This is a genomic window from Streptomyces sp. GL_141, assembly GCF_057834385.1.
On sequence record NZ_CM174402.1, the window covers coordinates 2,476,661 to 2,503,600 of the forward strand.

At 71.7% G+C, this 26,940-nt stretch carries 21 protein-coding genes and 1 riboswitch; of the genes, 7 read left to right on the forward strand and 14 right to left on the reverse strand.

Features of this window, described 5'->3' with window-relative positions:
* Nucleotides 1-72 precede the first annotated feature (72 nt).
* Complete coding sequence (locus AC3IX6_RS10380; RefSeq protein WP_489369887.1) at nucleotides 73-3,567, reverse strand: S8 family peptidase; 3,495 nt, start codon at nucleotides 3,565-3,567, stop codon at nucleotides 73-75.
* Between the two features lie 61 nt (nucleotides 3,568-3,628).
* The gene (locus AC3IX6_RS10385) at nucleotides 3,629-4,609 is read right to left on the reverse strand and encodes a GlxA family transcriptional regulator (RefSeq protein ID WP_489369888.1); all 981 of its coding nucleotides are present in this window, start codon (nucleotides 4,607-4,609) and stop codon (nucleotides 3,629-3,631) included.
* 121 nt (nucleotides 4,610-4,730) lie between these two features.
* Between AC3IX6_RS10385 and AC3IX6_RS10390 the strand changes: the two genes are divergently transcribed.
* Complete coding sequence (locus tag AC3IX6_RS10390; RefSeq protein ID WP_489369889.1) at nucleotides 4,731-5,654, forward strand: NADP-dependent oxidoreductase; 924 nt, start codon at nucleotides 4,731-4,733, stop codon at nucleotides 5,652-5,654.
* A 13-nt stretch (nucleotides 5,655-5,667) separates the two neighbouring features.
* Here the strand turns inward: AC3IX6_RS10390 and mnmA are convergent, their stop codons facing one another.
* On the reverse strand, nucleotides 5,668-6,807 hold the full coding sequence (gene mnmA, locus AC3IX6_RS10395; RefSeq protein WP_489369890.1) for a tRNA 2-thiouridine(34) synthase MnmA: 1,140 nt from the start codon (nucleotides 6,805-6,807) through the stop codon (nucleotides 5,668-5,670).
* Between the two features lie 71 nt (nucleotides 6,808-6,878).
* On the opposite strand from mnmA, the gene AC3IX6_RS10400 reads away from it, so the two are divergent.
* Nucleotides 6,879-7,556, forward strand: a complete 678-nt coding sequence (locus AC3IX6_RS10400) for an N-acetylmuramoyl-L-alanine amidase (protein WP_489369891.1) — start codon at nucleotides 6,879-6,881, stop codon at nucleotides 7,554-7,556.
* On the opposite strand, the gene AC3IX6_RS10405 is transcribed toward AC3IX6_RS10400, so the two are convergent.
* From AC3IX6_RS10405 to AC3IX6_RS10455, 11 genes are all read right to left on the reverse strand, one after another.
* Nucleotides 7,553-8,716 carry a cysteine desulfurase family protein gene (locus AC3IX6_RS10405; RefSeq protein ID WP_489369892.1) on the reverse strand — a complete coding sequence of 388 codons (1,164 nt, stop codon included), beginning with the start codon at nucleotides 8,714-8,716 and terminating at the stop codon, nucleotides 7,553-7,555. The two genes, AC3IX6_RS10400 and AC3IX6_RS10405, sit on opposite strands and share 4 nt — an antisense overlap.
* Before the next feature lie 601 nt (nucleotides 8,717-9,317).
* Complete coding sequence (locus tag AC3IX6_RS10410; protein WP_489369893.1) at nucleotides 9,318-10,184, reverse strand: thioesterase family protein; 867 nt, start codon at nucleotides 10,182-10,184, stop codon at nucleotides 9,318-9,320.
* Nucleotides 10,185-10,230: 46 nt separating this feature from the next.
* Nucleotides 10,231-10,839 (reverse strand): trimeric intracellular cation channel family protein, encoded by a 609-nt coding sequence (locus AC3IX6_RS10415; protein ID WP_442815191.1) that lies wholly within the window; start codon nucleotides 10,837-10,839, stop codon nucleotides 10,231-10,233.
* 282 nt (nucleotides 10,840-11,121) lie between these two features.
* Nucleotides 11,122-12,240: an ABC transporter ATP-binding protein gene (locus AC3IX6_RS10420; RefSeq protein WP_489369894.1), complete on the reverse strand. Its 1,119-nt coding sequence runs from the start codon at nucleotides 12,238-12,240 to the stop codon at nucleotides 11,122-11,124.
* Nucleotides 12,241-12,245: 5 nt separating this feature from the next.
* Nucleotides 12,246-13,367, reverse strand: coding sequence for an ABC transporter ATP-binding protein (locus tag AC3IX6_RS10425; RefSeq protein WP_489369895.1), 1,122 nt, complete (start codon nucleotides 13,365-13,367; stop codon nucleotides 12,246-12,248).
* Nucleotides 13,364-14,362, reverse strand: coding sequence for an ABC transporter permease (locus tag AC3IX6_RS10430; protein WP_327255059.1), 999 nt, complete (start codon nucleotides 14,360-14,362; stop codon nucleotides 13,364-13,366). Before AC3IX6_RS10430 ends, AC3IX6_RS10425 begins: the two co-directional genes overlap by 4 nt.
* Nucleotides 14,363-14,488: 126 nt before the next feature.
* Nucleotides 14,489-16,267: an ABC transporter substrate-binding protein gene (locus tag AC3IX6_RS10435; RefSeq protein ID WP_489369896.1), complete on the reverse strand. Its 1,779-nt coding sequence runs from the start codon at nucleotides 16,265-16,267 to the stop codon at nucleotides 14,489-14,491.
* A gap of 102 nt (nucleotides 16,268-16,369) precedes the next feature.
* Entirely contained in the window at nucleotides 16,370-17,365 is a 996-nt protein-coding gene (locus tag AC3IX6_RS10440) for an ABC transporter permease (RefSeq protein WP_250746296.1), read from the reverse strand.
* A gap of 419 nt (nucleotides 17,366-17,784) precedes the next feature.
* Nucleotides 17,785-18,525 (reverse strand): enhanced serine sensitivity protein SseB C-terminal domain-containing protein, encoded by a 741-nt coding sequence (locus AC3IX6_RS10445; RefSeq protein ID WP_383953039.1) that lies wholly within the window; start codon nucleotides 18,523-18,525, stop codon nucleotides 17,785-17,787.
* Nucleotides 18,526-18,592: 67 nt separating this feature from the next.
* A complete protein-coding gene (locus AC3IX6_RS10450) occupies nucleotides 18,593-19,303 on the reverse strand; it encodes an enhanced serine sensitivity protein SseB (protein ID WP_489369897.1) in 711 nt (236 codons plus the stop codon).
* Nucleotides 19,304-19,388: 85 nt separating this feature from the next.
* On the reverse strand, nucleotides 19,389-20,075 hold the full coding sequence (locus tag AC3IX6_RS10455; protein ID WP_489369898.1) for an AAA family ATPase: 687 nt from the start codon (nucleotides 20,073-20,075) through the stop codon (nucleotides 19,389-19,391).
* A gap of 169 nt (nucleotides 20,076-20,244) precedes the next feature.
* A riboswitch (glycine riboswitch) is annotated at nucleotides 20,245-20,348 on the forward strand.
* A 184-nt stretch (nucleotides 20,349-20,532) separates the two neighbouring features.
* Here AC3IX6_RS10455 and gcvT point away from each other — a divergent pair.
* The 5 genes from gcvT (at nucleotide 20,533) to AC3IX6_RS10480 (ending at nucleotide 26,767) form a co-directional block, all read left to right on the forward strand.
* Nucleotides 20,533-21,648 carry a glycine cleavage system aminomethyltransferase GcvT gene (gene gcvT, locus AC3IX6_RS10460; RefSeq protein ID WP_266904235.1) on the forward strand — a complete coding sequence of 372 codons (1,116 nt, stop codon included), beginning with the start codon at nucleotides 20,533-20,535 and terminating at the stop codon, nucleotides 21,646-21,648.
* Between the two features lie 98 nt (nucleotides 21,649-21,746).
* Nucleotides 21,747-22,127: a glycine cleavage system protein GcvH gene (gene gcvH / locus AC3IX6_RS10465; RefSeq protein ID WP_254384336.1), complete on the forward strand. Its 381-nt coding sequence runs from the start codon at nucleotides 21,747-21,749 to the stop codon at nucleotides 22,125-22,127.
* Between the two features lie 14 nt (nucleotides 22,128-22,141).
* Complete coding sequence (gene glyA / locus AC3IX6_RS10470; protein ID WP_389694133.1) at nucleotides 22,142-23,398, forward strand: serine hydroxymethyltransferase; 1,257 nt, start codon at nucleotides 22,142-22,144, stop codon at nucleotides 23,396-23,398.
* 165 nt (nucleotides 23,399-23,563) lie between these two features.
* Nucleotides 23,564-25,213, forward strand: a complete 1,650-nt coding sequence (locus AC3IX6_RS10475) for an APC family permease (protein ID WP_489369899.1) — start codon at nucleotides 23,564-23,566, stop codon at nucleotides 25,211-25,213.
* A gap of 171 nt (nucleotides 25,214-25,384) precedes the next feature.
* The gene (locus AC3IX6_RS10480; RefSeq protein ID WP_266904244.1) at nucleotides 25,385-26,767 is read left to right on the forward strand and encodes an L-serine ammonia-lyase; all 1,383 of its coding nucleotides are present in this window, start codon (nucleotides 25,385-25,387) and stop codon (nucleotides 26,765-26,767) included.
* Nucleotides 26,768-26,940: the final 173 nt, after the last annotated feature.

Below are 26,940 nucleotides of genomic sequence, written 5' to 3' on the forward strand. Positions count from 1 at the left end.
CGGTGGCCCCGGAGGCGATTACCTCCGGGGTCATCGGCGGGCGGACGGACCGGCGGGCGGACCGGCGCGGGGTCAGCCCGCCAGGTAGGCGCGCAGGACCGTCATCTGCGCGGTGTTGCCCGCGCGGTCCGTGACCGTGCCGCGCAGGGAGACCGTGCCGCCCTTCGCGGGGGTGCGGACGTCGACCCGGCCGTGGTGGATGTGGAGCGGGTGCCAGGTGCGGCCTTCGTCGTAGGAGGCTTCGGCCCGGAGGGAGGTGCGGGCGGTGGCCGCCGGGCCCTGGACGGTGACCGGGAAGTTCGCCGTGCGGCCCGCGGGCAGGGTGCCGTCCAGGGCCGGGCGGGCGTCGAAGCGGACCACCGAGACCGGGAGCGGGGTCGGTGCGGCCGTCTCCTTCGAGCGGAACCACCAGGTGGCCGTGGTCTCGGAGGAGGTGGCGGAGAGCTCCGGGCTCAGCCGGGTGGTCGTGGTGAGCTCGTAGGCGGCCTCGCCCGGTGGGACGGGGAAGGGGGCGCTCGCGTCCAGCGGGGCGTCGCTGCGGCCCGCTTCGACGCCGTCGCGGCGCAGGACGGTGCTGCCGGTGGCGTCGTGGAAGCCGCCCGTGTGGTTCGCTCCGTCGGCCAGGAGCGGTACGGAGCCGCTGATCGCGTTGCCGTCGCGCAGCACCCCGTGTTCGGCGTCGGTGCGGGGGGCGAAGACCGCCGTGTTGAACCGCTCCCGGTAGGTGCGGCCGCCGGTGAAGGTGCGCCCGGGCTCCGCCTCGTAGGCCGTCTCCTCGCGCGGGAAGCCGTTGTCGTCGCGGCCGGAGCTTTGGGTGAAGAGGAGGTCCCACGTCACCCTGTCGAAGGTGGACACGTGGAGCGTGGCCGTGGTCGGCAGTGGCCGCCGGAAGGACATCGAGCTCCCGGAGCGGCTGCCCGGGAGGGTGCCCATCGCGACGACCGAGCCCTCCTTGCCCGGGGCGGAGGCGCCCTGGCCGACCACGAGGGCCGCCAGGTCGCGGGGCTTGAGGTGGCGGGTGTAGCCGGTGGCGAGGTTCCGTACGGGGCCTCCCAGCGCCGCGTGGTACTCCGCCGAGGCGCCGTCCTGCCAGTGCACGTCCCACTGCTGGCGCAGGGTTGCGGCCGTGGGCTCCGGGCCGAGCTGACGGGTGCGGAAGCCGGTGAGCGAGTCGAGCCAGAAGCCGAAGTCGTACGAGCGCCCGCCCTCGCTGAGCGTGTACGTGGGCATCACGAAGTGGGCCTGCGCCGACTTCGAGGGGACCGTGATCTCCACGGGCCGGGTGGTGCGCGCGTCGAGGATGACCGTGGTGTCGGCGGTGACGTCGAGCTGGGGCTGGACGATCCAGTCGGCTCCCCGGGTGAGGTCGAGGGGGTCGACGACGAGGGCGGCGTCGAGGAGGTAGCCGCCCTTGGGGACGCGCAGGGTGACGGTGCCGGAGGCGTCGTGGGCCTCGAAGCGGCGGGCCGCCGCGCCGCCCCGGACGCCCTGGACGGTGGTGGAGTGGTCCTTGGCCGGTTGCCCGTCGCGCCCGATGTGGCGGAGCGTCAGATCGTAGGACTCGGCCTCGCGTTCGGCGACGGCGGCCGTACGCACCTGCTGGCCGCCGCCGGCCGCCGTGGCGGTGGTGTACGCGCTGTAGGTGCCGTCGGCCGTTCCGCCGAGGCGGGTGTCCACGGTCAGCGCGGTCTCGGCGGTGCCGCCCGCGGGGACGGTGAGCTGCCGGGCGCCGAGGGTGAAGAAGCCCTCGGGCGCGGGCGCGCCGCCGGGGCCGTGGCCGGTGACGGCGAGGTCGAGGGTGACGGGCGCGGCGCCGAGGTTGCGGTAGGTGATCGTGCGGGTCTGCGGGGTGTCGTCCGCGTGCGGCCAGGGCTGCATGTCGAAGGTCAGGGCCGCCTCCCGGGCGACCACGCTCTGGCCCAGCGCGCCGTCGGCGGCGATCCGGCCGGTGCCCTGCTGGTACGGGGTGTACGCGCCGCCCCGGGCGGAGCCGGTCAGTGCGCCCTTGAGCTCGGCGCCCTTCCAGTCCGGGTGCTGCTGCTTGAGCAGGGCGGCGGCCCCGGCGACGTGCGGGGTGGCCATGGAGGTGCCGGAGATGGTCAGGTAGCCGGCCGGGCCCTGGCCGGTCTCGCGGTCGATGACGCTGCCGGGGGCGGCTGCGGCGGTGATGTCGACGCCGGGCGCCGTGACGTCCGGCTTGACTCCGCCGTCGCCCAGGCGCGGGCCGGTACTGGAGAAGGGGGCGAGGACCTCCGCGTCGTCGACGGCGCCGACGGTGAGCGCGGCGCTCGCGCTGCCCGGGGACTGGATGGTGCCGGGGCCGCGGCGGCCGCTGTTGCCGGCGGCGACGGCGAACAGCACGCCCTTCTCGGCGCTGAGCCGGTTCACGGCGGCTTCGACGGGGTCGAGCTGCGGGGTGTCGGTCGCGCCGAGGCTCAGGTTGACGATGTCGGCGCCCTGGGCGACGGCCCATTCCATGCCGGCGATGATCCCGGAGTCGTTGCCGGAGCCGCGGTCGTCCAGGACCTTGCCGTTGAGCAGTTTCGCGCCGGGCGCGACGCCCTTGAAGGCGCCGGCCGAGCGGGCGCCCGTACCGGCGGCGATGGAGGCGACGTGCGTGCCGTGGCCGACGCGGTCCACGGCGTCCCCGGAGCGGGAGAAGTTCTGTTCGGCGACGACCTGGCCCGCGAGGTCGGCGTGGGTGGCGTCGACGCCGGTGTCGAGGACGGCGATCTTGACGCCGGCGCCGTCGTATCCGGCGGCCCAGGCCCGGTCGGCGCCGATCTGGCGGGTGCTCTTGTCCAGGGTGGCGGTGCGCACGCCGTCGAGCCACACCGTGGCGATGCCGGGGGCGGCGGCGCGGCCGCCGGCGTCCCGGCGGGCATCGGTGAGCGCCTCCCAGAGGGCCGCGGCGGCTCCGGGGGCCGCACTGACGGCCTCGGCGTCGAGGGTGGGGAAGGTCCGGGTGACTTCGAGTCCGCCGGTGACCCGCAGGGCGGACCGGGCGGCGGGGGCGGGGCCCTCGTAGCCGACGATCAGCTGGAGCCGGGCGGAGGGGTGGGTCCCCTGGCCGTGGGCGGCCGCTTCGGGGCGGCTCAGTTCGGTGATGTCGAACAGGCGCGGGTCGAGCTTCCCTGCGCGGATCAGCGGCTGGGCGTCGTACGGTACGACGCTGGTGTGGCCGTTCTCGGTGCGCACCGAGAACGGTATGTGCGCGCGGCCCTCGGCGCGTTCGAGGGAGACGGGCCTGCCGTCGGCGGCGAGGACGACGCGGTCGCCGGTGACGAGGGTGAGGCGGGTGGTCGGGGCCGGCCGGGCGGCGGATTTCGCGCCGGTTCCGGTGCCTAAGGAGCTGGTCCCGGTGCCTAAGGAGCTGGTCCCGGTGTCCGAGGAGCCGGCCCTGGTGCCTAAGGAGCCGGTCCCGGCGCCCAAGGAGCCGGTCGCGGTGCCTGACGGGCTTGTCGCCGCTGCCGCGGTGGCCGGGGTGGTCAGCCCCGCCGCGAGCGCGAGGGCGGCGGCCGCCGCGACCGCGGCCGCGGCTCCCGCCCTGGCGTGATGGTTGCGCACGTGGTTCCCCCTGAGAAGAAGAGTGCAGGGCCACGCAGTATGCCGACGTCCTGACGGAGCATCAATGGTGCGCCAGTACAGGGGAGTTGGGCTGATAGGTGCGCCGGTAGGCGATCGGGGAGACGCCGAGTGCGGAACGCATGTGCTGGCGCAGCGAGTTCGCGGAACCGAAGCCGGAGCGGTGGGCGACCAGGTCGACGGGGAGGTCGCTGGACTCCAGCAACTGGCGCGCGACTTCCAGGCGTTGGCTGGTGAGCCACTGCACCGGGGTCATGCCGACCTCGTCGCGGAAGCGGCGGGTGAAGGTGCGCAGGCTCATCCGGGCGTGGGCGGCCAGCTCCGCCAGGGCGATCGGCTCGGTGAGGCGTTCCAGGGCCCAGGCCCGGGTGGCGGTGGTGGTGGCGACGGTGGGTTCGGGGACGGGCCGGACGATGTACTGGGCCTGCCCGCCGTCGCGCCACGGCGGGACCACGCACAGCCGCGCGGCGCGGTTGGCTACGGCGGTGCCGTGGTCCTGGCGGATCATGTAGAGGCAGAGGTCCACGCCTGCGGCGACCCCGGCGGAGGTCAGGACGTCCCCGTCGTCGACGAAGAGCACGTCCTCGTCGACCTTGACGCGCGGGAAGGCCCGCTGGAAGGCGGGCGCCTTGATCCAGTGCGTGGTGGCGGGCCGGCCGTCGAGCAGGCCGGCGGCGGCGAGCACGTAGGTGCCGGTGCAGATCGACACCAGGCGGGTGCCGGGGCGGATCGCGGCGAGGGCGTCGGCGAGCGGCCGGGGCAGGGGTACGCCCTGCTCCAGCGCCATCATGGCATTGGTCGGCGGGATGATCACCGTGTCGGCAGCCGCGAGAGCCTCGGGCCCCGCCGAGACCCCGACCGTGAAGCCCGCGTCGCTGGTCACGGGCTGCCCGTCGACGGTGCAGACGGTCACCTCGTAGAGCGGCTTCCAGGAGTCGTCGACGGCGTTGCCGAACACCCGGGAGGGCATCCCGAGCTCGAACGGAGGGACGCCCTCGAGGGCGAGTACGGCGATCCGGTGCATGGCCAGATCCTGTCACAGGGTGGCCGAACGGCCAACACCGCGGCTTCGCTCCGCAGCCGAAGCTGGTCCGGCAGCAGCACCGGACACACCCGATACACCTGACACACCCGAGGAGAAACACATGCGCGCCATCGTCGTCAGCCAGTGGGGCGGACCCGAGGTACTGACCGAGACGGAGCTGGACCGGCCGGAGCCGGGCATGGGCGAGATCCTGGTACGGGTCCACGCGGCCGGGGTGAACCCCGTCGACTGGAAGACCCGGGCCTCTGGCGCCCTCATCCCTTGGGGGCCGGTCCCAGCTGTCGGCTGGGACGTGTCCGGCACGGTGGAGGCCGTCGGCCCCGGCGTGACGATGTTCCAGCCCGGCGACGAGGTCTTCGGCATGCCCCGCTTCCCGGTCCAGGCGGGCGGCTACGCCGAGTACGTCACGGCCACAGCCCGGCACTTCGTCCGCAAGCCCGCCGCGATCGACCACGTGCAGGCGGCGGCGCTCCCGCTGGCCGCGCTCACCGCCTGGCAGGCGCTGACCGACACCGCCGGCGTACGGCCGGGGCAGCGGGTCCTGGTACACGCGGCGGCGGGCGGCGTGGGGCACTTCGCCGTCCAGATCGCCAAGGCGCTCGGGGCGTACGTGATCGGCACCGCCAGCGCCGCCAAGCACGAGGTGCTCCGCTCGCTCGGTGCCGACGAGCTGGTCGACTACCGGACCACCGCCTTCGAAGACGTGGTCTCGGACGTGGACGTCGTGATCGACGCCATCGGCGGCGACTACGGGGCGCGGTCCCTGAAGGTGCTGCGCCCGGGCGGACACCTGATCACCCTGAACGGCCCGGACGACGTGCCGGCCGACGCCGAGGGCTTCCGCACCGGCTGGACCCTCGTCGAGCCGGACCGGGCGGGGCTGAAGGCCATCGCCGCGCTCGTGGCGGAGGGGAGGCTCCGCCCGGTCATCGACACCGTGCTGCCGCTGGCGGAGGCCGCGAAGGCCCACGAGATCGGCGAGCAGGGCCGGACCACCGGCAAGATCGTCCTGACGGTGGTCTGACCGGGCGTCCCGACTATGCGGACGCGGACGCCGTGGCCCGCGTGGTGGTGGCGATCGTGGCGGAGCCGACCACGCGGGTGCCGTCGTAGAGGACGATCGCCTGGCCGGGGGCCACGCCGCGGACGGGCTCGGTGAAGCGGACGCGCAGTTCGCCCTCCACCAGCTCCGCGAAGACCTCGGTCTCGCCGCCGTGGGCGCGCAGCTGCGCGGTGTACGTACCCGGGGCGGCGGCGGAGGAGCCGCACCAGCGGGGGCGGATCGCGGTGAGGGCGGTGACGTCCAGGGCCTCGACGGGGCCGACGGTGACGGTGTTGTTCACCGGGGAGATGTCGAGGACGTAGCGCGGCTTGCCGTCGGGGGCCGGGTGGCCGATCCGCAGGCCCTTGCGCTGGCCGATGGTGAACCCGAAGGCGCCCTCGTGGGTGCCGACCTTCTCGCCGGTGGCCTCGTCGACGATGTCGCCCTCGGCCTTGCCGAGGCGGTTCGCCAGGAAGCCCTGGGTGTCGCCGTCGGCGATGAAGCAGATGTCGTGGCTGTCGGGCTTCTTCGCGACGGCCAGGCCCCGCTCCTCGGCCTCGGCGCGGATCTCTTCCTTGGTGGTGAGGGTGTCACCGAGCGGGAACAGCGCGTGGGCGAGCTGCTTCTCGTCGAGGACGCCGAGGACGTACGACTGGTCCTTGGCCATGTCGGAGGCGCGGTGCAGCTCGCGCGTGCCGTCCTCGTTCAGGACGACGGTGGCGTAGTGGCCGGTGCAGACGGCGTCGAAGCCGAGGGCCAGGGCCTTGTCGAGCAGCGCGGCGAACTTGATCTTCTCGTTGCAGCGCAGGCAGGGGTTCGGGGTGCGCCCGGCCTCGTACTCGGCGATGAAGTCCTCGACGACGTCCTCGCGGAAGCGTTCGGCGAGGTCCCAGACGTAGAACGGGATGCCGATGACGTCGGCGGCGCGGCGGGCGTCGCGGGAGTCCTCGATCGTGCAGCAGCCGCGGGCTCCGGTCCGGAAGGACTGCGGGTTCGCGGAGAGGGCGAGGTGGACGCCGGTCACGTCGTGCCCGGCTTCGACGGCGCGGGCGGCGGCGACGGCGGAGTCCACACCGCCGGACATGGCGGCCAGGACGCGGAGGGGGCGGGGGACGCTCGGCAGGTTCTCAGTCATAGCACCGTCCAGGGTACGGGGGAACCGCGCGGGGTCACAGCGCGTTCTCGGTGGCAGGGGGTGGATCACCGATGGGGAGCAAGAGCGACAAGGGCGGTACGGGCAACAAGGGGCGGCCCGGACGGACCCGCAGGGCGGTGCTGTTCGGCGGGCTCGGGGTGGTCGCGGCCGCGGCGGTCGCCGGGCGCGACGAGCTCGGGCGGGCCTGGTGGCTGGTGCCCGGGGTGTCCAAACCGCGGAAGGACGGCGAGCTGGACCACGCGGGGGCTTCCTGGACTGCGGCCTCTCCGGCGAACTGGCGGCTGGCGGACCGGCCCGCGGACTACCGGGTGGACCGGATCGTGGTGCATGTCACGCAGGGCGGGTTCAAGTCCTCGGTGGACGCCTTCAAGAATCCGTTCCACCGGGCGTCGGCGCACTACATAGTCGGCCAGGACGGCCACATCGAGCAGATGGTGCGCGAGCTCGACGTCGCCTTCCACTCGGGCAACCGCTCGATGAACGAGCGCAGCGTCGGCATCGAGCACGTCGGCTTCGTGGACCGGCCGCAGGACTTCACGGACGCGATGTACGGGGCTTCGGCGCGGCTCGCCGCCGACGTCTGCAGGCGGTACGGGATACCCGCCGACCGCAAGCACTTCCTCGGCCACTCCGAGGTACCCGGAGCCGACCACACGGACCCGGGCCGCCACTGGGACTGGGGCCGCTACCTCCGCATGGTCAACGAGGCCGGCGCCGCGGGCGCCTAGCTCAGTCCCGCCGTGCGCGCGCGGGCCACGGCCGGGCCGATGGCGGCGGCGACCGCGTCCACGTCGGCCTGGGTGGAGGTGTGGCCGAGGGAGAAGCGCAGGGTGCCCCGGGCCAGGCGCGGGTCGGTGCCGGTGGCCAGCAGCACGTGGCTGGGCTGCGCCACGCCGGCGGTGCAGGCGGAGCCGGTGGAGCACTCGATGCCCTGGGCGTCGAGCAGGAGCAGCAGGGAGTCCCCCTCGCAGCCGGGGAAGCTGAAGTGGGCGTTGGCGGGGAGCCGGCCGGCCGGGTCGCCGCCCAGGACCGCGTCGGGGACCTCGCGGAGCACGGCGGCGACGAGCCGGTCGCGCAGGGCGCCGATCTCGGTGGCGAACCGTTCGCGCCGCTCGGCGGCGAGTACGGCGGCCACCGCGAAGGCGGCGATGGCCGGGACGTCGAGGGTGCCGGAGCGGACGTGCCGCTCCTGGCCTCCGCCGTGCAGGACGGGTACGGGGCTCTGGTCGCGGCCGAGCAGCAGCGCGCCGATCCCGTACGGTCCGCCGACCTTGTGGCCGCTCACGGTCATGGCGGCGAGGCCGCTGTCGCCGAAGCGGACGTCGAGCTGACCGAAGGCCTGGACGGCGTCGGAGTGCAGCGGGATGCCGGACTCGCCCGCGACGGCGGCCAGTTCGGCGATCGGCATGACGGTGCCGATCTCGTTGTTGGCCCACATGACGGTGGCCAGCGCGAGGTCCTCGGGGTTGCGCTCGATCGCCTCGCGGAAGGCCTCGGGGTGCACGCGCCCGTAGCGGTCCACGGGCAGGTACTCGACCTGCGCGCCTTCGTGTTCGGCCAGCCAGTGCACGGCGTCGAGGACGGCGTGGTGCTCCACGGGGCTGGCGAGGATGCGGGTCCGGGCGGGGTCGGCGTCGCGGCGGGCCCAGTAGAGCCCCTTGACGGCGAGGTTGTCGGCCTCCGTGCCGCCGGCGGTGAAGACCACCTCGCTCGGACGGGCCCCGAGCGCGTCGGCGAGGGCCTCGCGGGCCTCCTCGACGGTGCGGCGGGCGCGGCGGCCGGCGGCGTGCAGGGAGGACGCGTTGCCCGTGACGCCGAACTGCGCGGTCATCGCCGCGGCGGCCTCCGGCAGCATCGGGGTGGTGGCGGCGTGGTCGAGGTAGGCCATGATCCCCCGATTCTACGAGTCCCCCGCACCCCCGCTTCCCCGCCGGGGGCTTACAGCTCCCTGACGGAGCCCCGCCCCGGCGACGACCCCCCGGCCCGACCGGGCCCGGCCCGCGCCGGGGCGCCGTGTGCCGGGCCGGGCCCTTGCCGGGGTGTCGGGCGCGGGCCGGCCGTGCCGGGCGCCGTATGCGGGGCTGGGGCCGCCGGTGTGCCGCTGCGCGGGGGGAGTCCCCTACCCGCCCTTCCACCGTTCCCAGGGCTGCGCCCTGACCCGTCAGGACCCGGGCTGCGCCCGGGCCCCCGGGGCTCCGCCCCAGACCCCGCGCCTCAAACGCCGGCGGGGCTGGATGTGCCGCGCAGCGGCACATCCAGCCCCGCCCCAGCGGTACATCCAGCCCGTCCGGCGTTTGAGGACCGGGTCCGGGCGGAGCCCGGGGAACGGGCGAAGGGCGGGTAGGGGAACTCCGCCCCGCAGGGCCGAACCAGCCGCACCCGCCCACCGGCTCGCACGCCAGACGGCAGTGGCCGCGCCGCCGCCCGGCCACCGCCGGACGGAGTCCGGCGCAGCGGAGCGAAGCCCGCCTAGCGGTGCGGGCTTCGCGTTAGGAAGGGACGGCTACGCGGGGGGCGCTCGCCAGTTGGCGGGACTGGGCGACCAGGCGGTCCGCCGAGTCCCAGACCTCCGCGTCCTCCTCCAGGAAGCCGCCCGCCAGGTTCCGCGTGGTGATCGACACCCGGAGCGGACCGGGCGCCGGACGGTGGCGGATGTGGGTGGTGAGTTCCACCGTCGGGGTCCAGCCGAGCAGGCCGAGGTCGAAGGAGGTCGGCGGGAGCGCGTCCACCGCCAGGAGGAGGGAGAAGGGGTCGGCGTCGCGGCCGTCCGCGAGCTCGAACCAGGACCGCATCTCGCCCTTGCCCGAGGGCTGTCCGACGGCCCAGCCGGCCGTCGCCGGGTCCAGGCGCAGCCGGAGCCGGTCCACGATGGCGGAGCTGCCGGGGATCGGGGCCGGGCCGGCCTCGGGGCCGAGGCAGTCCTCGTAGGCGGGGATGGCGGGCGGGAGGGCGGTGGTGTGGACGGAGTCCGGGAGCGCGGCGAGGTCCCCGTAGGAGGCCAGGACGCGGATCCGCTCGATCTCGGCGCCGCTCTCGTCGAACTGGAACAGGGAGGCCTGTCCGGTGGAGAGCGTGCGGCCGACCCGTACGACCTCGGTGCGGATCACGGCGGGGCCGGGGACCGAGGAGGTCAGGTAGTGCGCGGAGACCGTGAAGGGGTCCGGGTGCGGCAGGGTCGCCGACAGGGCGCGGCCGACGAGGGCCAGGAGGTAGCCGCCGTTGACGGCGGTGATGATCGTCCACCCGGCGGAGAGGTCCGCGTCGTACACACCGGGCTCGCCCGCACGGGCGGTGACGGTGGTGTCGCGGTCGAACTCGCTGTCGCCGATGGTGGCCTTGGCAGCTGCGTGTGACATGGAACGACCGTACACCCGCTTCCTACTAAGCGGTAGCTTTGCCTGGCTACGGCTCCTCCGCCACCGACGAGCGGCGGTTCCACGCGAGCGGCGCCCGCCAGTGGTAGCGGATGGCCAGCAGCCGCAGCACGAAGGTGGTGACGATCGCCAGGCCCGTCGTGAGGGCGTTCAGGTTGTCGAAGCTGATGAAGAGCGCCACCATCGAGGCGCCGATGACGGCCGGCACGGCGTACATCTCGCGGTCGCGCAGCAGCGAGGGGACCTCGTTGACGAGCACGTCGCGCAGCACGCCCCCGCCGACCGCGGTCGCCAGGCCCAGCGCGGCGGACGCGGTGAGGCCGAGGCCGTACTCGTACGCCTTGGTCGTGCCCGTCACGCAGAACAGTCCGAGGCCGGCCGCGTCGAAGACGTTGATGGCGCGGTTGATGCGCTGGACCTCGGGGTGCAGGAAGAAGACGAACGCGGCGGCGACCAGCGGCGTGACGAAGAACCCGAGATCGCTGAAGGCGGCGGCGGGGGTGGCGCCGATGACGATGTCGCGGAACAGGCCGCCGCCGAGGGCGGTGACGAGCGCGAGGACGACGATGCCGAAGACGTCGAAGTTCTTGCGTACGGCGAGCAGGGCGCCGGCCGTGGCGAAGACGAAGATGCCCATGAGGTCCAGGGTGTGCTGGACTCCGGGCGGGAAGAGATCGTGGATCACGGGAACATTCTGCCGGTCGCCTGCGGCGTGCCGGGACGGGTGCGGCGCGGCCCCGGCCCCGGCCCCGATCGGCGTGCCCTGCCAGGGCGGGACACGGCACCCCCGTGGGGCTGCGGGCCATGGCCGGCTGCGGCGGCGCCGTCAGGGGCTCCGCCCCCGAACCCCCGCGCCTCAAACGCCGGCGGGGCTGATTTTCGCCCGGCGGAGCCGTTCACGGCCCCGCCGGGTCGGCCGTCAGTCCGTCGGGGTCGCCGTCGCGTCCGCCGCGCCCGGCAGGGCCGGGTCGCCCGGGGCCTGGTCGGGGGCGTTCTCCGGGTGGTGGCAGGCCACCTGGTGGCCGGTCTTCAGTGCGATGAGCGGGGGCTCCTGCGTGGTGCAGACCTGGGTCGCCTTCCAGCACCGGGTGTGGAAGCGGCAGCCGGACGGAGGGGAGATCGGCGAAGGGACGTCGCCCTTGAGCAGGATGCGGCCGCTCTTGACTCCGCGCCGGCGCGGGTCCGGCACCGGGACGGCCGACATCAGGGCCGTGGTGTACGGGTGCATGGGCGCCGTGTACAGGGACTTGTTGTCCGCGAGCTCGACGATCTTGCCGAGGTACATGACCGCGATCCGGTCCGAGACGTGCCGGATGACCGACAGGTCGTGGGCGATGATCACGTACGTGAGGCCGAGCTCCTCCTGGAGGTCGTCCAGCAGGTTGACCACCTGGGCCTGGATGGAGACGTCCAGGGCCGAGACCGGCTCGTCGGCCACGACGAGCTTCGGCTTCAGGGCCAGGGCGCGGGCGATGCCGATGCGCTGGCGCTGACCGCCGGAGAACTCGTGCGGGTAGCGGTTGTAGTGCTCCGGGTTGAGGCCCACCAGGGAGAGGAGGCGCTGGACCTCCGCCTTCAGGCCGCCCTCGGGCTCGACGCCCTGGAGCTTGAACGGGGCGCTGACGATGGTGCCCACCGTGTGGCGCGGGTTCAGCGAGCCGTAGGGGTCCTGGAAGATCATCTGCACGTCGCGGCGCATCGGGCGCATGCCGGCCACGCTCAGGTGCGTGATGTCCTTGCCCTCGAACTCGACCTTTCCACCGGTCGGTTCGAGCAGCCGGGTGATCAGCCGGCCCATGGTGGACTTGCCGCAGCCGGACTCGCCGACGATGCCGAGGGTCTCACCGGGGTAGACGTCGAAGTCGATGCCGTCGACGGCCTTCACGGCCCCGACCTGGCGGCGCAGCAGCCCCTTGGAGATGGGGAAGTGCTTGACCAGTCCGGTCACCCTGAGCAGCGGCTCCGGGGAGGCCACAGCCTGGGCCGGGACGGTGACCGTGGCGGCCTTCTCGTTCGCGCTTTCGTTGGGCACAGTCATGTCGGTCACAGCTTCGGCGCAATCTCTTCGGTCCAGATCCGGTCCCGCTGCTCCGGGGAGAGGTGACAGGCGGCCCAGTGCCGGCCGGCGCCCTCCGCGGCGGTGTCGACCAGGGACAGCTCGGGCCGTACGGTCCGCGTGACCTCGCCCTTGGGCAGGTCGGCGTACGGGCACCGGGGGTTGAAGGCGCAGCCGCTCGGGATGTTGATCAGGCTGGGCGGCGAGCCCTTGACCGGGATGAGCCGCTCGGTCTGCTCCCGGTCGATGCGCGGCATCGAGCCGAGCAGGCCCCAGGTGTAGGGGTGACGGGGCTCGTAGAACACCTTCTCCGCGCTGCCGCGCTCCACGCACCGGCCGCCGTACATCACGAGGAGGTCGTCGGCCATCTCGGCGACCACGCCGAGGTCGTGCGTGATCATGATGACCGCGGAGCCGAACTCCTTCTGCAGGTCCCGGATCAGGTCGAGGATCTGCGCCTGGACGGTGACGTCGAGGGCGGTGGTGGGCTCGTCCGCGATGAGCAGTTCGGGGTTGTTGACCAGCGCCATCGCGATCATCGCGCGCTGGCGCATGCCGCCGGAGAACTCGTGCGGGTAGCTGTCGACCCGCTTGTGCGGCTCGGGGATGCCCACGCGGTCGAGGAGCTCGACGGCCCGCTTGCGGGCGGTCTTCTTGTCGACCTTGTTGTGGACCCGGTAGGCCTCCGCGATCTGCTTGCCCACGGTGAAGTAGGGGTGCATCGCCGACAGCGGGTCCTGGAAGATCATCGCGATCTCCCGGCCGCGCAGCTTGCGGACCTCTTCCTCGGGGCTGGACAGCAGTTCCTTGCCGTCGAGCCAGATCTCGCCGGAGATCCGGGCCCGCTGGCGGCCGTACTGACCGACCCGGTGCAGGCCCATGATGCCCAGCGAGGTCACCGATTTGCCGGAGCCGGACTCGCCGACGATGCCGAGGGTCTTGCCCTTCTCCAGCGTGAAGGAGAGTCCGTCCACGGACTTGACCAGGCCGTCTTCCGTGGGGAAGTGCACCTTGAGGTCGCGTACGTCGAGGAACGCGGTGCCGGGCGCGCCGGAGGCGACGGGCTCGTGCGGTGCGCCCGTCACGGCGGGCGTCGTCGAATCGGTCATGACAGCCTCACTCGGGGGTCGATCACCGCGTACAAGAGGTCGACGACGAGGTTGGCCGCGACGACGAAGAAGGCGGAGATCAAGGTGATGCCGAGAATGACCGGCAGGTCGTGCTCGCTGATGGCGCGGACGGCGCTGTAGCCGAGGCCGTGCAGCGAGAAGGTGTATTCGGTGAGGACCGCGCCGCCCATCAGCGCGCCCAGGTCGAGGCCCAGGACGGTCAGGATCGGCGTCATGGTCGAGCGCATCGCGTGCTTGCCGATGACGACGGGTTCCGTCAGCCCCTTGGCGCGTGCGGTGCGGATGTAGTCCTCGTTGAGCACTTCCAGCATGGTCGCGCGGGTGAGTCGCGCGTACATGGCCGCGTAGAGGAAGGCGAGCGAGACCCACGGCAGGACCATGCCGTTGAACCAGGCTCCCGGATCCTCGGCGAAGGTCTTCTCCGGCCGCCCGAACCAGCCGAGCTGGTCGGAGAAGAGGGCGATGGCGAGCATGCCCGTGAAGTAGATCGGGAGGGAGACGCCGGCGAGGGCGAGGCCCATCGCCGAACGGTCCAGGACCGTACCGCGCTTGAGGGCGGAGATGACGCCGGCGGCGACACCGCCGATCACCCAGAGCACGACGGCACCGGCGGCGAGCGAGAGGGTGACGGGCAGCCAGTCGGTCAGCAGCGGCCACACCTCCTGCTCGCTCTTGAAGGAGTATCCGAAGCAGGGCGCGGCGCAGTGCGTGACGTCGTTGCCGTTGGCGTACGTACGACCCGCCACCAGCCCGACGACGAACTTGCCGAACTGGACGAGGATCGGGTCGGCGAGACCCATCTTCTGCCGGATGCCTTCGATGGCGGCGGGGTCGGACTGCTTGCCGACGAAGTACAGGGCCGGGTCCGTCCCGATCATCTTCGGGAAGAGGAAGAAGATTCCGAAGGTCACCAGCGAGATGACCAACAGCATGACGATGACGGCGAAGATCCGCCGGATGAGATATGCAAGCACTGCGCTCGGCCTGGCCGCGGCCCGGGGACGCCCTCTTCTGGAGAGCGCCCCCGAGCCGCCGCCGCGGCCATCACCTGCCCTTCGTGCCTAGCGGGTGTGGCACTGGAACTGAATCGGACGGTCGGTCTACTGGACGCCGAGCGAGGCGTAGTCGTAGCGGCCGTTGTACGCGTCGGAGGTGTAGACGTTGGTCAGACGGCTGCTGCGCCAGTTGATCGTCTTGTCGTAGACGAAGGGCAGGTAGACCGCGGCCTCGGAGACCTTCTGGTTCATCTGCTTGTAGATGTCGCCGGCCTTGTTGGGGTCGGTCTCCGCGATGGCGTCGTCGAACAGCTTGTTGATCGCCGGGTCGTTGAGCTCGGAGAAGTTGTTGTTGCCGCTCTGCAGGATGAAGCGGCCGTCGACCAGCGGCTGGGAGAAGCCCTGTCCGGTCGGGAAGTCGGCGCCCCAGCCCATGATGATGATGCCGTAGCCCTTCTCCTTGACCACCTTCGGCGAACCGATGATGCCGGAGGTCTGGGCGCCGTCGAACTGGTCGACGTCGGCCTCGATGCCGACCTGCTTCAGGGCGTTCTGCAGGGAGACGGCCGTGGCGACCTCGACCGGCTTGTTGTTGCGGACCGCGATGGTCGTCTTGAAGCCGGTCTCCTTGCCACAGGCCTTCAGGGCGGCCTTGGCCTTCTCGACGTCGGGCTTGCCGTCGTTCGTCAGGACACCGTACGGGTCGTACTTGCCGTCGGCGCCCTTGATGCCGAGCGGGAGCATGTTGGGGGCGATGTCGCCACCGGCCTGCGGGCCGCCGCGGGCGGTCTGCAGGGACTTGTGGTCGGCCGCGTAGATGACGGCCTTGCGGCACTCGATGTTGTCGAACGGCGCGACGGTCTGCGGCATCACGGCGTACCGGATGAAGCCGGTCTGGCCGTTGTCCAGGTTGTCCTTGTGGTCCTTCAGCGCGGTGGCGCGGGCCGCCTGGCCGATGCCGGTCGCGTTGATGTCCAGGTCGAACTCACCGTTCATCAGGCGCTTGTCCATGTCGTCCGCGTTCGCCATGAACGTGACCGAGATGGAGTCCGGGAGCGCCTTGCGGATGGTGTCCGACTCGGCCTTCCAGGCGGTGTTGCGCGAGAGCTTCATGCTCTTGTTGGGCTCGTACGAGTCGATCTTGTACGGGCCGTTGGAGAAGGGCTTGAGGCCGTACTTGGCCGCGGTGTCCTTCTCCTGCTTGACCGGGCTGGCGGCCGGCATGGCCAGCATCTGCTCGAAGTCGCCGTTGGGCGCGGGGAGCTTGAAGATGACGGTCTTGGCGTCCGGGGTCTCGATCGCCTTGAGGCCGAGCTTGTCCGGGCTGGGGTCCTTGTACGGGCCCGGGTACTCGGTCTTCGGGTCGAGGACCTGCATCAGGTAGACCGGGCCGCCGGAGATGACGTCCTGGGCCCAGGTGCGCTCGATGCCGTACTTCACGTCCTGGGCGGTGACGGGGGTGCCGTCCTCCCAGGTCACGTTGTCCTTGAGGGTGTACTTGTAGGTCTTGCCGCCGTCGCTGATCTCCGCGTTGGCGGTGGCCAGGTCGGGGACGAGCTCGGTGCTCTTGGAGCCCGGCTCCGCCTTGAAGCTGACGAGCTGGCGGGCGTAGTAGCGGGAGAAGTCCCACATGAAGCCGTAGTAACCGCGCTGCGGGTCCCACGAGTCGGCTTCCTGCGTACCGACGAACTTCAGCTCGCCGCCCGTCTTGGTGGAGGCGTTGGCAACCTTGCCGATGGCGGCGTTGAAGCCGCCCGCGGCGGCCGGCTTCTCGTCCTTCGGCTTGCCGTCGTCGCCGCCACAGGCGGTCGCGGCCAGCATCGTCGCGAGCACGACGGCCGTGCCGGCTACAAGCCTGCGCTTGGACATGCGATGGGTAGTCACGATGCTCGCAACCCTCCGTTGTGATTCCGGTTCGAAGCCGGGTTCCGGTGTGCCCTGCGGTTCTGACCTACGGGTGCCCTGCGGGATGACCTGCGGGGACGGCTAACGGGAGCCCTTCGGGTCGAGGGCGTCGCGGACGCCGTCGCCGAAGAGGTTGAAGGCCAGCACGGTGATGAAGATCGCCATGCCGGGGAAGATCATGAAGAGCGGATCGTCCTCATAGGTCCGCACGGCCGTCGAGAGGGTCTCGCCCCAGGACGGTGTGGGCGGCTTGACGCCGACGCCCAGGAAGCTGAGCGCGGCCTCGGTCAGCACGTTGGTGGGGATCATCAGCGTCGCGTAGACGGTGATCGGCGCGACCAGGTTCGGCAGCAGCTCCCGGAAGAGGATGTACATCCGGCCCGCGCCCAGGCTCCGCGCGGCTTCGACGTACTCCCGTTCGCGCAGCGACAGGGTCTGTCCGCGGACGATGCGGCCGATGTAGGGCCAGCCGAAGAAGCCGATCACCAGGACCAGTACGGCGATCCGCAGGCCCGACCCCTCGAAGCCCCAGAGCTTGCCGGGGACGACCGAGATCAGCGCGATGATGAAGAGCAGCTGCGGGAAGGCGAGCAGCAGGTCCATGACCCGGCTGATCGCCGCGTCGACCCAGCCGCCGAAGTAGCCGGCGACGATGCCGAAGAAGGTGCCCATCGAGACCGCCACGAAGGCGGACAGGAAGGCGACCAGCAGCGAGATGCGGGCGCCGTAGACGATGCGGCTGAACACGTCGCGGCCGTTGACCGGCTCGACGCCCAGCAGGAAGTCGCTGCTCATGCCGCCGTTGGGACCGGCGGGCAGGCCCAGCAACGGGTCCAGCAGGTCTTCGTGCAGCTCCTCCGGGGGGTGGCCGAACGCGCTGACGATCAGCGGCGCGAACAGTGCGACGAGGATCAGCAGGAGCACGACGAAACCGCCGGCCAGCGCGACCTTGTCGCGCTTGAGCCGCATCCAGGCGATGCGGCCGGGCGAGCGGCCTTCGATGGCCTTGGCGGGGACGTCGGCTACGGACACGGGTGCGGGTGTCTCCGCGCTCATGTCGTGCAGTGGTGCCGTCATCGTGGTGGGGACCCCTCTCGGCCGACGGGTGGGCCGGCCCATGCCCGCCGCTGTGGCGGCGTTGGTGCGGAGTGGCGCTCGGAGTGCGAGGTACTGGTGCGCGGATTTCCTGCGGCGGGACAGCCTTTGGAGGACTGACCCGCTCTTGGGTGGGGAGTCTTCATCGGGCGCTCGATCAGCCGCCAGACCCGCAGGTGAATGGATGCGCAACCGTGATCTGAGGGTCGAGTTCCCGTTATCCGGACTTCGCTGTCACCTGAGCGGAGCAAGACATCCTGTTCGGTACGGAATCGGACATGGCGCCCAACTCGGCGTACTAGCGCGCCTATTGGGCGTACATCAACGTCGAAATCAGGACAACGCAAAGGCCGCACGGAACGACTGTTCCGTGCGGCCTCGGGTGGCTAAATGCCGATGTCTCAGTAGGCGGGCGCCTGTCCCTCGCGGTCGTAGAAGGGCCTGGTCTGGGCCCGCAGCCACATCGCCACGGGATCGTGTTCGTCCGCGAGCGCGACCGTGCACACGGGCACTCCCTCGGGGACCGCGCCGACCGACTGGCGCATCATCTCCCGTACGGATTCCAGCGCGTGCGCGGAGGCGTCGTACAGGTCGAGCCCGACGGCGAGGTACGGGGACCCCAGCGCGGGCTGCACCCAGGCGCGGCGCAGCGAGCGCACGGCGGGCGTGCGGTGCGCGTGCTGCGTGAGCAGCCCGTAGAACTGCGGCAGCTCGATGGCGGGCTCGGACAGCCGCAGCGGGCCGGCCGGCATCCGGTCCAGCCCGGTGGCGATCCGGCGCAGGTCGGCCCAGGGCAGGCCGACGCCGCCGCCCTGGGCGTGCGGGTTGAGCCACAGCCCCCAGCGGTCGGGGTACAGGGCGCGGGCGATGTCCCGGCCGGTGACCACCTCGTACCCGCGGTTCCAGCCGCTGGCGGCCAGCTCCTGCGGGGAGGTCACGCAGGGCGCGTACCCGAGGCCATCGACCTCCATGCCGCCGTACTGGGCCTCCGGGGAGCCGGGCTGCCCCTGCCAGAGGAGCATCCAGAGCCGTCCCTCGGCCAGGGCGTGCAGGAGAGACTCGTAGCTCTCGTAGCGCCCCGGAGTCACCTGGCGCAGCATGTGCTCGACCTGCCCGACCGCGGCCGTGCCTGACGCACTCACCCGGTACCCCTCTTCGTCTGTTCGTCCGCCCGTCGTCCACGCGTGTCGGCCACCAGCTTAAGCGTCACTACGGCAGGTAGAAGGGGCGTACGCGCTCACGTATGTAGTCGACGACCGGGTCTTCGGCCGCGTCGAGCAGGATCAACTGCACCGGCCAGGGCGGTGGTACGCGGGTCAGGGCGCGGCCCAGCGCGTCCATCGGGGCGTTTCGCATGCCGGGCTCCCATCCCACCAGGTGGACGCCGATGTACAGCTCCGGCGAGCCGCCCTCGACGCTGGCGAGGCAGCGGTGCGCGGCCGCGACGACTCCGGTGGCCCGGAACTCCTCCGCGGCGGCGGCCAGGAACTCGACCGGGTCCTCCTGCCAGTCGGGCTCGTAGAGCCGGACCCGGCCGCCGGTGGCGGGGCCGTCGAGCGGGCTGCGGCCGGTGCGGCAGAGCTCCGCGACGGCCGGCGGGGGCAGGGGCACGCCGACGGATCCCTCGGGGTTGACCGCGAGGCCGAGTTGCGGGGGCAGGCCCCGGGCGAAGTCCACGGCGGGGGCGACGGCGAAGTCCATGGCGGGTCCGGCGCAGGCGCGGAACTGCTCCTCGGAGCTGTAGACGGGCACGTACGCGGCGCCGTCGATCTCCATGGTGGGCAGGCTCAGGCTGTTCACCCCGCCGGGCAGCGGGATCCACAGGTGGCTCCGCCCGAGGACCTCGAGGATCCGCCCCCCGGCGTCCGCCTGTCCGAGCGCCGCCCCGAGCACCTGCTCCAGCTCGTTACCCGGCCACATGTACGTCTCCGCTCGCTTGCCCTTGGTCTCGACCCGAGATTAACGGGCGCCCGCGACACCCGGGCCGGGGGCCGCCCGCCCGCCGCTAGAGGAAGCCGATCGACGTCAGCCGGGACGCCGCCGGGCGGTCCAGCAGGGTCACCGACGCGCAGCCGGCCGGCGGCCGGCCCGCCTCGGCCTCGCGCAGCAGCCGGGCCACCGCGCCCCGGTGCCGGGCGAAGGCGTACGCCGAGACGCCCCGGCCCCGCGCGGCCTGCCCGGCCCGGGCCTCCTCGGGGGTGGTGTCCAGCAGCACCAGGTGCAGCGCGCGGCCGCGCCGCCGGGCCGCCGAGGCCAGCAGCGCCCGGACCCAGCTCTGCGTACCGCAGTCGTGCACGACGGCCGGGGCCCCGGAGCGGAGCACCCGCCACAGGCCCCAGTAGTGCGCGATGCGGACCGCCGGCCGGTACACCGCGTAGGGCAGGGCGGCCGGCATCCGGCGCTCCCACCGCTCGCGGGCGTCCTGGGAGTCGATGCCGCCGCCCTCCGCGGCCCGCTTGATCAGGGTGCTCTTGCCGCCGCCGGGCAGTCCGGAGACCACCACGACGTCCCCGGCGGCGAAGCGCAGCCGTCGCGGGCCCTCGGCCCCGCGCAGGTCCCGTACCGCTCCGGGCTCCCCCGTCGCCCCGGCCGCCGCCGGATCCCGTACGACGCCGCGCTGCGACGGCACGCCGTCCACCGCACCGTCGACAGCCGCGGTGTTCGTCGCCGCCAGTACTCCGAATCTCCGCACCGTGTTCGCCTCCCCCGCGCCGGGTCACCTGGACCCGTTCCCCCTGAGTGTAAAGAGACGGTAATCCGGGGCATCCGGTTCCGCTCCGCTTACGGACCCCCTCCCCCATTCGGCCGCACCTCGTGCAATGATGTGCGCCATCTGGACACCTAACTGCATACCGGCCGCTTGAATCCGCGCGGGAGAGTCCCGGCACGCCGCAAGGCGGTGCCCGGGCGCCGAAGGAGCAAGTACCTCCCTTGAATCTCTCAGGCCCCGTACCGCGTGGATGAGGCAGATCTGAAAAGCGAGCCGCGCCACCGCCCGTAAGGGCTCCGGCGACGGCTCCACCCAAGGTGCAAGTCGAAGGCCTTCCCCTGGAAGCGGGGAACTCTCGGCGAACCTCTCAGGTTCCGATGACAGATGGGGAGGAACTCCTCCTCGTCATGTCATGCCCTGGGACCCGGGAGCCACACCCATGAGCACTGCCCCCCGCCTGACCGCCCTCGATGCGCTGCACCGCTCGCTCGGTGCGACCATGACCGATTTCGCGGGCTGGGACATGCCCCTGCGGTACGCCAGCGAGCGCGACGAGCACAACGCCGTCCGCACCAAGGCCGGTCTGTTCGACCTCTCCCACATGGGCGAGATCACCCTGACCGGCCCGGAGGCCGTCAAGGTCCTGGACTACGCGCTGGTCGGCAACATCTCCACCGTCGGCGTCGGCCGCGCCCGCTACACGCACATCTGTCAGGAAGACGGCGGCATCGTCGACGACCTGATCGTCTACCGCCTCGGCGAGACCGAGTACATGGTCGTCGCGAACGCCTCCAACGCCCAGGTCGTCCTGGACGCGATCACCGAGCGCGCCGCCGGCTTCGACGCCGAGGTCCGCGACGACCGCGACGCGTACGCGCTGCTCGCGGTGCAGGGTCCGGAGTCCCCCGGGATCCTCGCTTCCCTCACCGACGCCGACCTGGACGGGCTGAAGTACTACGCCGGCCTGCCCGGCACGGTCGCCGGGGTGCCCGCGCTCATCGCGCGCACCGGCTACACCGGTGAGGACGGCTTCGAGCTGTTCGTCGCCCCCGAGCACGCCGTGGAGCTGTGGCAGGCGCTGACCAAGGCGGGCGAGGGCGTCGGCCTGGTCCCGGCCGGCCTGTCCTGCCGCGACACCCTGCGCCTGGAAGCGGGCATGCCGCTGTACGGGCACGAGCTGACCACCTCCCTCACCCCGTTCGACGCGGGTCTGGGCCGGGTCGTGAAGTTCGAGAAGGAGGGCGACTTCGTCGGCCGCGCCGCCCTGGAGGCCGCCGCCGAGCGCGCCGCCTCCAACCCGCCGCGCAAGCTGGTCGGCCTGATCGCCGAGGGCCGCCGCGTTCCGCGCGCGGGCTTCTCCGTGACCTTCGACGGCCAGGTCGTCGGCGAGGTCACCTCGGGCGCCCCGTCCCCGACGCTGGGCAAGCCGATCGCGATGGCGTACGTCGACGCGGCGCACGCCGCGCCCGGCACCTCCGGCGTCGGCGTGGACATTCGCGGTACGCATGAGGCGTACGAGGTCGTGGCCCTGCCGTTCTACAAGCGGCAGAAGTAGCCCCGCACCGCACCGCGTCGCACCACCGGTCGGCGCGTCGCGCCGGTCCGCAGGACCACCGTTCGTATCCACTCCCCCGCATCCAGGAGAATCAGGTCATGAGCAACCCCCAGCAGCTGCGTTTCAGCAAGGAGCACGAGTGGCTGTCGGACGCCGTCGACGGCGTCTCGACGGTCGGCATCACGGAGTTCGCGGCCAACGCGCTCGGTGACGTCGTCTACGCCCAGCTTCCCGAGGTGGGTGACACGGTGACCGCGGGCGAGACCTGCGGCGAGCTGGAGTCGACCAAGTCGGTCAGCGACCTGTACTCCCCCGTCACCGGCGAGATCGTCGAGTCCAACCAGGACGTCATCGACGACCCGGCGCTGGTGAACTCGGCTCCGTTCGAGGGTGGCTGGCTCTTCAAGGTGCGCGTCACGGAGGAGCCGGCCGACCTGCTCTCCGTCGACGAGTACGCCAAGCTCACCGCCGGCAACTGACCCAGGGAACCCTGATGTCTGTACTGAACACTCCCCTCCACGAGCTCGACCCGGACGTCGCCGCCGCCGTCGACGCCGAACTCGTGCGCCAGCAGTCCACCCTGGAAATGATCGCGTCGGAGAACTTCGCTCCGGTCGCCGTCATGGAGGCCCAGGGCTCGGTCCTGACCAACAAGTACGCCGAGGGCTACCCCGGCCGCCGCTACTACGGCGGCTGTGAGCACGTCGACGTGGTCGAGCAGATCGCGATCGACCGCATCAAGGCGCTCTTCGGCGCCGAGGCCGCGAACGTGCAGCCCCACTCGGGCGCGCAGGCCAACGCGGCCGCGATGTTCGCGCTGATCAAGCCGGGCGACACGATCATGGGCCTGAACCTGGCCCACGGCGGTCACCTGACCCACGGCATGAAGATCAACTTCTCCGGCAAGCTCTACAACGTGGTCCCGTACCACGTCGACGAGACCGGCGAGGTCGACATGGCCGAGGTCGAGCGCCTCGCCAAGGAGTCCAAGCCGCAGCTGATCGTCGCGGGCTGGTCCGCCTACCCGCGCCAGCTGGACTTCGCCGCCTTCCGCCGCATCGCGGACGAGGTCGGCGCGTACCTGATGGTCGACATGGCGCACTTCGCCGGTCTGGTCGCCGCGGGCCTGCACCCGAACCCGGTGCCGCACGCCCACGTCGTGACCACCACCACGCACAAGACCCTCGGCGGTCCGCGCGGCGGTGTCATCCTGTCGACGCAGGAGCTGGCCAAGAAGATCAACTCCGCGGTCTTCCCGGGTCAGCAGGGCGGCCCGCTGGAGCACGTGATCGCGGCCAAGGCCGTCTCCTTCCTCGTGGCGGCCTCGCCCGAGTTCAAGGAGCGCCAGGAGCGCACCCTGGAGGGTGCGAAGATCCTCGCCGCCCGCCTGGTCCAGGACGACGTCAAGGCCGTGGGCGTGGACGTCCTCACCGGCGGCACCGACGTGCACCTGGTCCTGGTCGACCTGCGCAACTCCGAGCTGGACGGCCAGCAGGCCGAGGACCGCCTCCACGAGGTCGGCATCACGGTCAACCGCAACGCCATCCCGAACGACCCGCGGCCGCCGATGGTCACCTCGGGTCTGCGGATCGGTACGCCGGCGCTGGCCACCCGCGGTTTCGACGCCGAGGCCTTCACCGAGGTCGCCGAGATCATCGCGCAGGCGCTGAAGCCCGCCTACGACGCCGAGGACCTGAAGGCGCGCGTCTCCGCGCTCGCCGCGAAGTTCCCGCTGTACCCGTCGCTCTAGGCACCGGCTTGGGAGGGCCCGGTCTTGTTGTGCACAGGGCCGGGCCCCTTTCATGACCAAAGCCCCAGGCGGATGCGACCTATTGCCGCTGAATCATCCAATAAATGGCAAATAGGCTCCGAATAAGGAACGACCGCACCCCTGGCAGGACGGACAGCACACCCCATGGACATGAGCGCAGCGAACAAGAAGGGACTCAGTCTCTTCGCCCTGATCATGATCGGGCTCGGCTCGATCTTCGGATCGGGCTGGCTCTTCGGGGCGGGCCAGGCGGCCGCCGTCGCGGGACCCGCGGCGATCGTCGCCTGGGTCATCGGTGCCGTCTTCATCGGCATGATCGCCATGTCCTACGCGGAGGTGGGCGCCGCCTACCCGCTGCCCGGCTCGATGGCCCGCTTCGGCACCATCTCGCACGGGCCGGTGCTGGGCTTCATCACCGGCTGGGCGGTCTGGATCGCCATCGCCGCGCTGATCCCGATCGAGTCCATCGCGGGCACGCAGTACATGTCCTCCTGGAACTTCGGCTGGGCCAAGGGCCTGGTCGAGAACGGCGGCCTGACCACCTCCGGCATGGCGATGGCGCTGTTCCTGACCGTGGCGCTGTGGCTGGCCTGCTACTGGTCGGTCGCGCTGCTCGCCAAGGCGAACAACCTGCTCACCCTGGTCAAGTTCGCCATCCCGGTGCTCGCCGTGATCGCCCTGATCGCCTCCGGCTTCCACACGGGCAACTTCACCGACCACGGCGGCTTCGCGCCCAACGGCTGGTCCGCGGTCATGACGGCCGTCACCACCTCCGGCGTGGTCTTCGCCTTCAACGGCTTCCAGGCCGTCGTCAACCTCGGCGGCGCCGCCAAGAACCCCGGCCGCGCCATTCCGCTGGCCCTGGTGGGCGCGCTCTCCCTCGGCCTGGTCATCTACCTGGCCCTGCAGATCGCCTTCATCGGCGGCGTCCCGCCGGAGAAGCTGGCCGAGGCCGGCGGCTGGAGCGGCATCAACTTCTCCTCGCCGTTCGCCGACCTCGCCAAGATGCTGATGCTGCACTGGGTCGTCACGATGCTCCAGTTCGGCGCCTTCATCTCCCCGTCCGGCGCCAACATCGGCAACGTGGCCTCGGCCTCGTACATGGCGCAGAACCTCGCGGACACCGGCTTCTTCCCGAAGAAGATCCGCGAGGTCCACCCGAAGTACGGCACCGCGCGTCCCGCGATGTGGCTGAACCTCGGCTTCTCGATCCTGCTGCTGGTCACCGTCGGCCACAGCTGGGAGGCCCTGGCCAGCGTGGTCTCGGCCGCGATGGTGGTCTCGTACCTGATCGGCCCGATCGCGGTCGGCGTCTTCCGCAAGACCAAGCCCGAGCTGCCGCGCCCCTTCCGGCTCCCGGCGGCCCGGATCCTCTGCCCGATCACCTTCGCCTTCGCCGCCTGCGCCCTGTACTGGTCCAAGTGGCCGGACACCGGCAAGGTGGTGCTGCTCACCCTGGTCGCCGCCCCGATCGCGGCCGTCGTGCTCAAGCGCAAGGGCGAGAAGAACCTGGCCAAGCAGTTCGCACCGGCCTGGTGGATGATCGTCTTCCTGCTGTGGCTGGGCACCCTGTCCGCGCTCGGCAGCAAGGAATTCGGCGGCCACGGGATCATCCCCGGCGGCGTGGACATCGCCCTGGTGGGCCTCTCGGCCCTGGGCTTCTACTTCTGGGCCGTACGGTCCGGGGTCAAGGCCCACTACGCGGGCCTGCCGGGCCCCGACCCGGTCCTGGACGCCCCCGCCGGGGACGCCGACCCGGCAGACGCACCGGAGCGCGAACTGACCCACGCCTGAGCGCCCCCCTCCCGACCCGTCCGGCGGCCGAGCCGTTCACCTCACCGCGTTAAGCTCGGCTGCCGGACAAAATCCGCAGATCGCCCCGATCGACCCGATCAGCCTTGATCGAACCGATCACCCCTCCTGCCCACGCTTCCCACCCACGAGCAGACATAGGAGTCCGCAACCGTGGCCATCTCCGTCTTCGATCTCTTCTCCATCGGCATCGGTCCCTCTTCCTCCCACACCGTCGGACCGATGCGCGCCGCGCGCATGTTCGTGACCCGGCTCAAGAAGGACGGCGTCCTCGCCCAGACCGCCTCGGTCCGCGCCGAGCTCTTCGGCTCCCTCGGAGCCACCGGGCACGGCCACGGCACCCCCAAGGCGGTGCTGCTGGGCCTGGAGGGCCACTCGCCCCGCACCGTGAACGTGGAGACCGCCGACGCCGAGGTCGAGCGCATCCGCCAGACGGGCCGCCTGCGCCTGCTGGGCACGGAAATAGGTGACGGCCACGAGATCGACTTCGACGAGCCGAACCAGCTGATCCTGCACCGCCGGCGCTCGCTCCCGTACCACGCGAACGGCATGACGCTCTTCGCGTACGACGAGGCGGGCACCCCGCTGCTGGAGAAGACGTACTACTCGGTCGGCGGCGGCTTCGTCGTGGACGAGGACGCGGTCGGCGAGGACCGGATCAAGCTCGACGACACCCCGCTGAAGTACCCCTTCCGCAGCGGTGACGAAATGCTGCGCCTCGCGAACGAGACCGGCCTGTCGATCTCCTCGATGATGCTGGAGAACGAGAAGGCCTGGCGCACCGAGGACGAGATCCGCGAGGGCCTCCTGGAGATCTGGCGCGTCATGCAGTCCTGCGTCGCCCGCGGCATGTCCCGCGAGGGCATCCTCCCCGGCGGCCTGCGGGTCAAGCGCCGGGCCGCCTCCACGGCGCGCCAGCTGCGCACCGAGGGCGACCCGATGATGCACCGCAGCGAGTGGGCGACCATCTACGCGATGGCGGTCAACGAGGAGAACGCGGCCGGCGGCCGGGTCGTCACCGCCCCGACGAACGGCGCGGCGGGCGTCCTCCCGGCGGTCCTGCACTACTACATGAACTTCGTGCCGGGCGCCGACGAGGACGGCGTGGTCCGCTTCCTCCTCGCCGCGGGCGCGATCGGCATGCTCTTCAAGGAGAACGCCTCGATCTCCGGCGCCGAGGTCGGCTGCCAGGGCGAGGTCGGTTCGGCCTGCTCGATGGCGGCCGGCGCGCTGGCCGAGGTCCTGGGCGGCACCCCGGAGCAGGTCGAGAACGCGGCCGAGATCGGCATGGAGCACAACCTCGGCCTGACCTGCGACCCGGTCGGCGGCCTCGTCCAGATCCCCTGCATCGAGCGCAACGGCATGGCGGCGGTCAAGGCCGTCACCGCGGCCAAGATGGCGATGCGCGGCGACGGCAGCCACAAGGTCTCCCTCGACAAGGTCATCAAGACCATGAAGGAGACGGGCGCCGACATGAAGGTCAAGTACAAGGAGACCGCCCGCGGCGGCCTCGCGGTGAACGTCATCGAGTGCTGACCCGCACCGTCTGACCGACGAAGGCCCCGACGCGTCACGTCGGGGCCTTCGTCGTTCGCCGGTCCGTTTCCCCTGCCGCTTCCCGTGCCGGGCAGGTGGGTTACGCCAGTAACTTCGTTCGAGATTGGGGGGTATATGAGGTTTGGCGGGAAGTTGATCACGCTTGAGGGGGA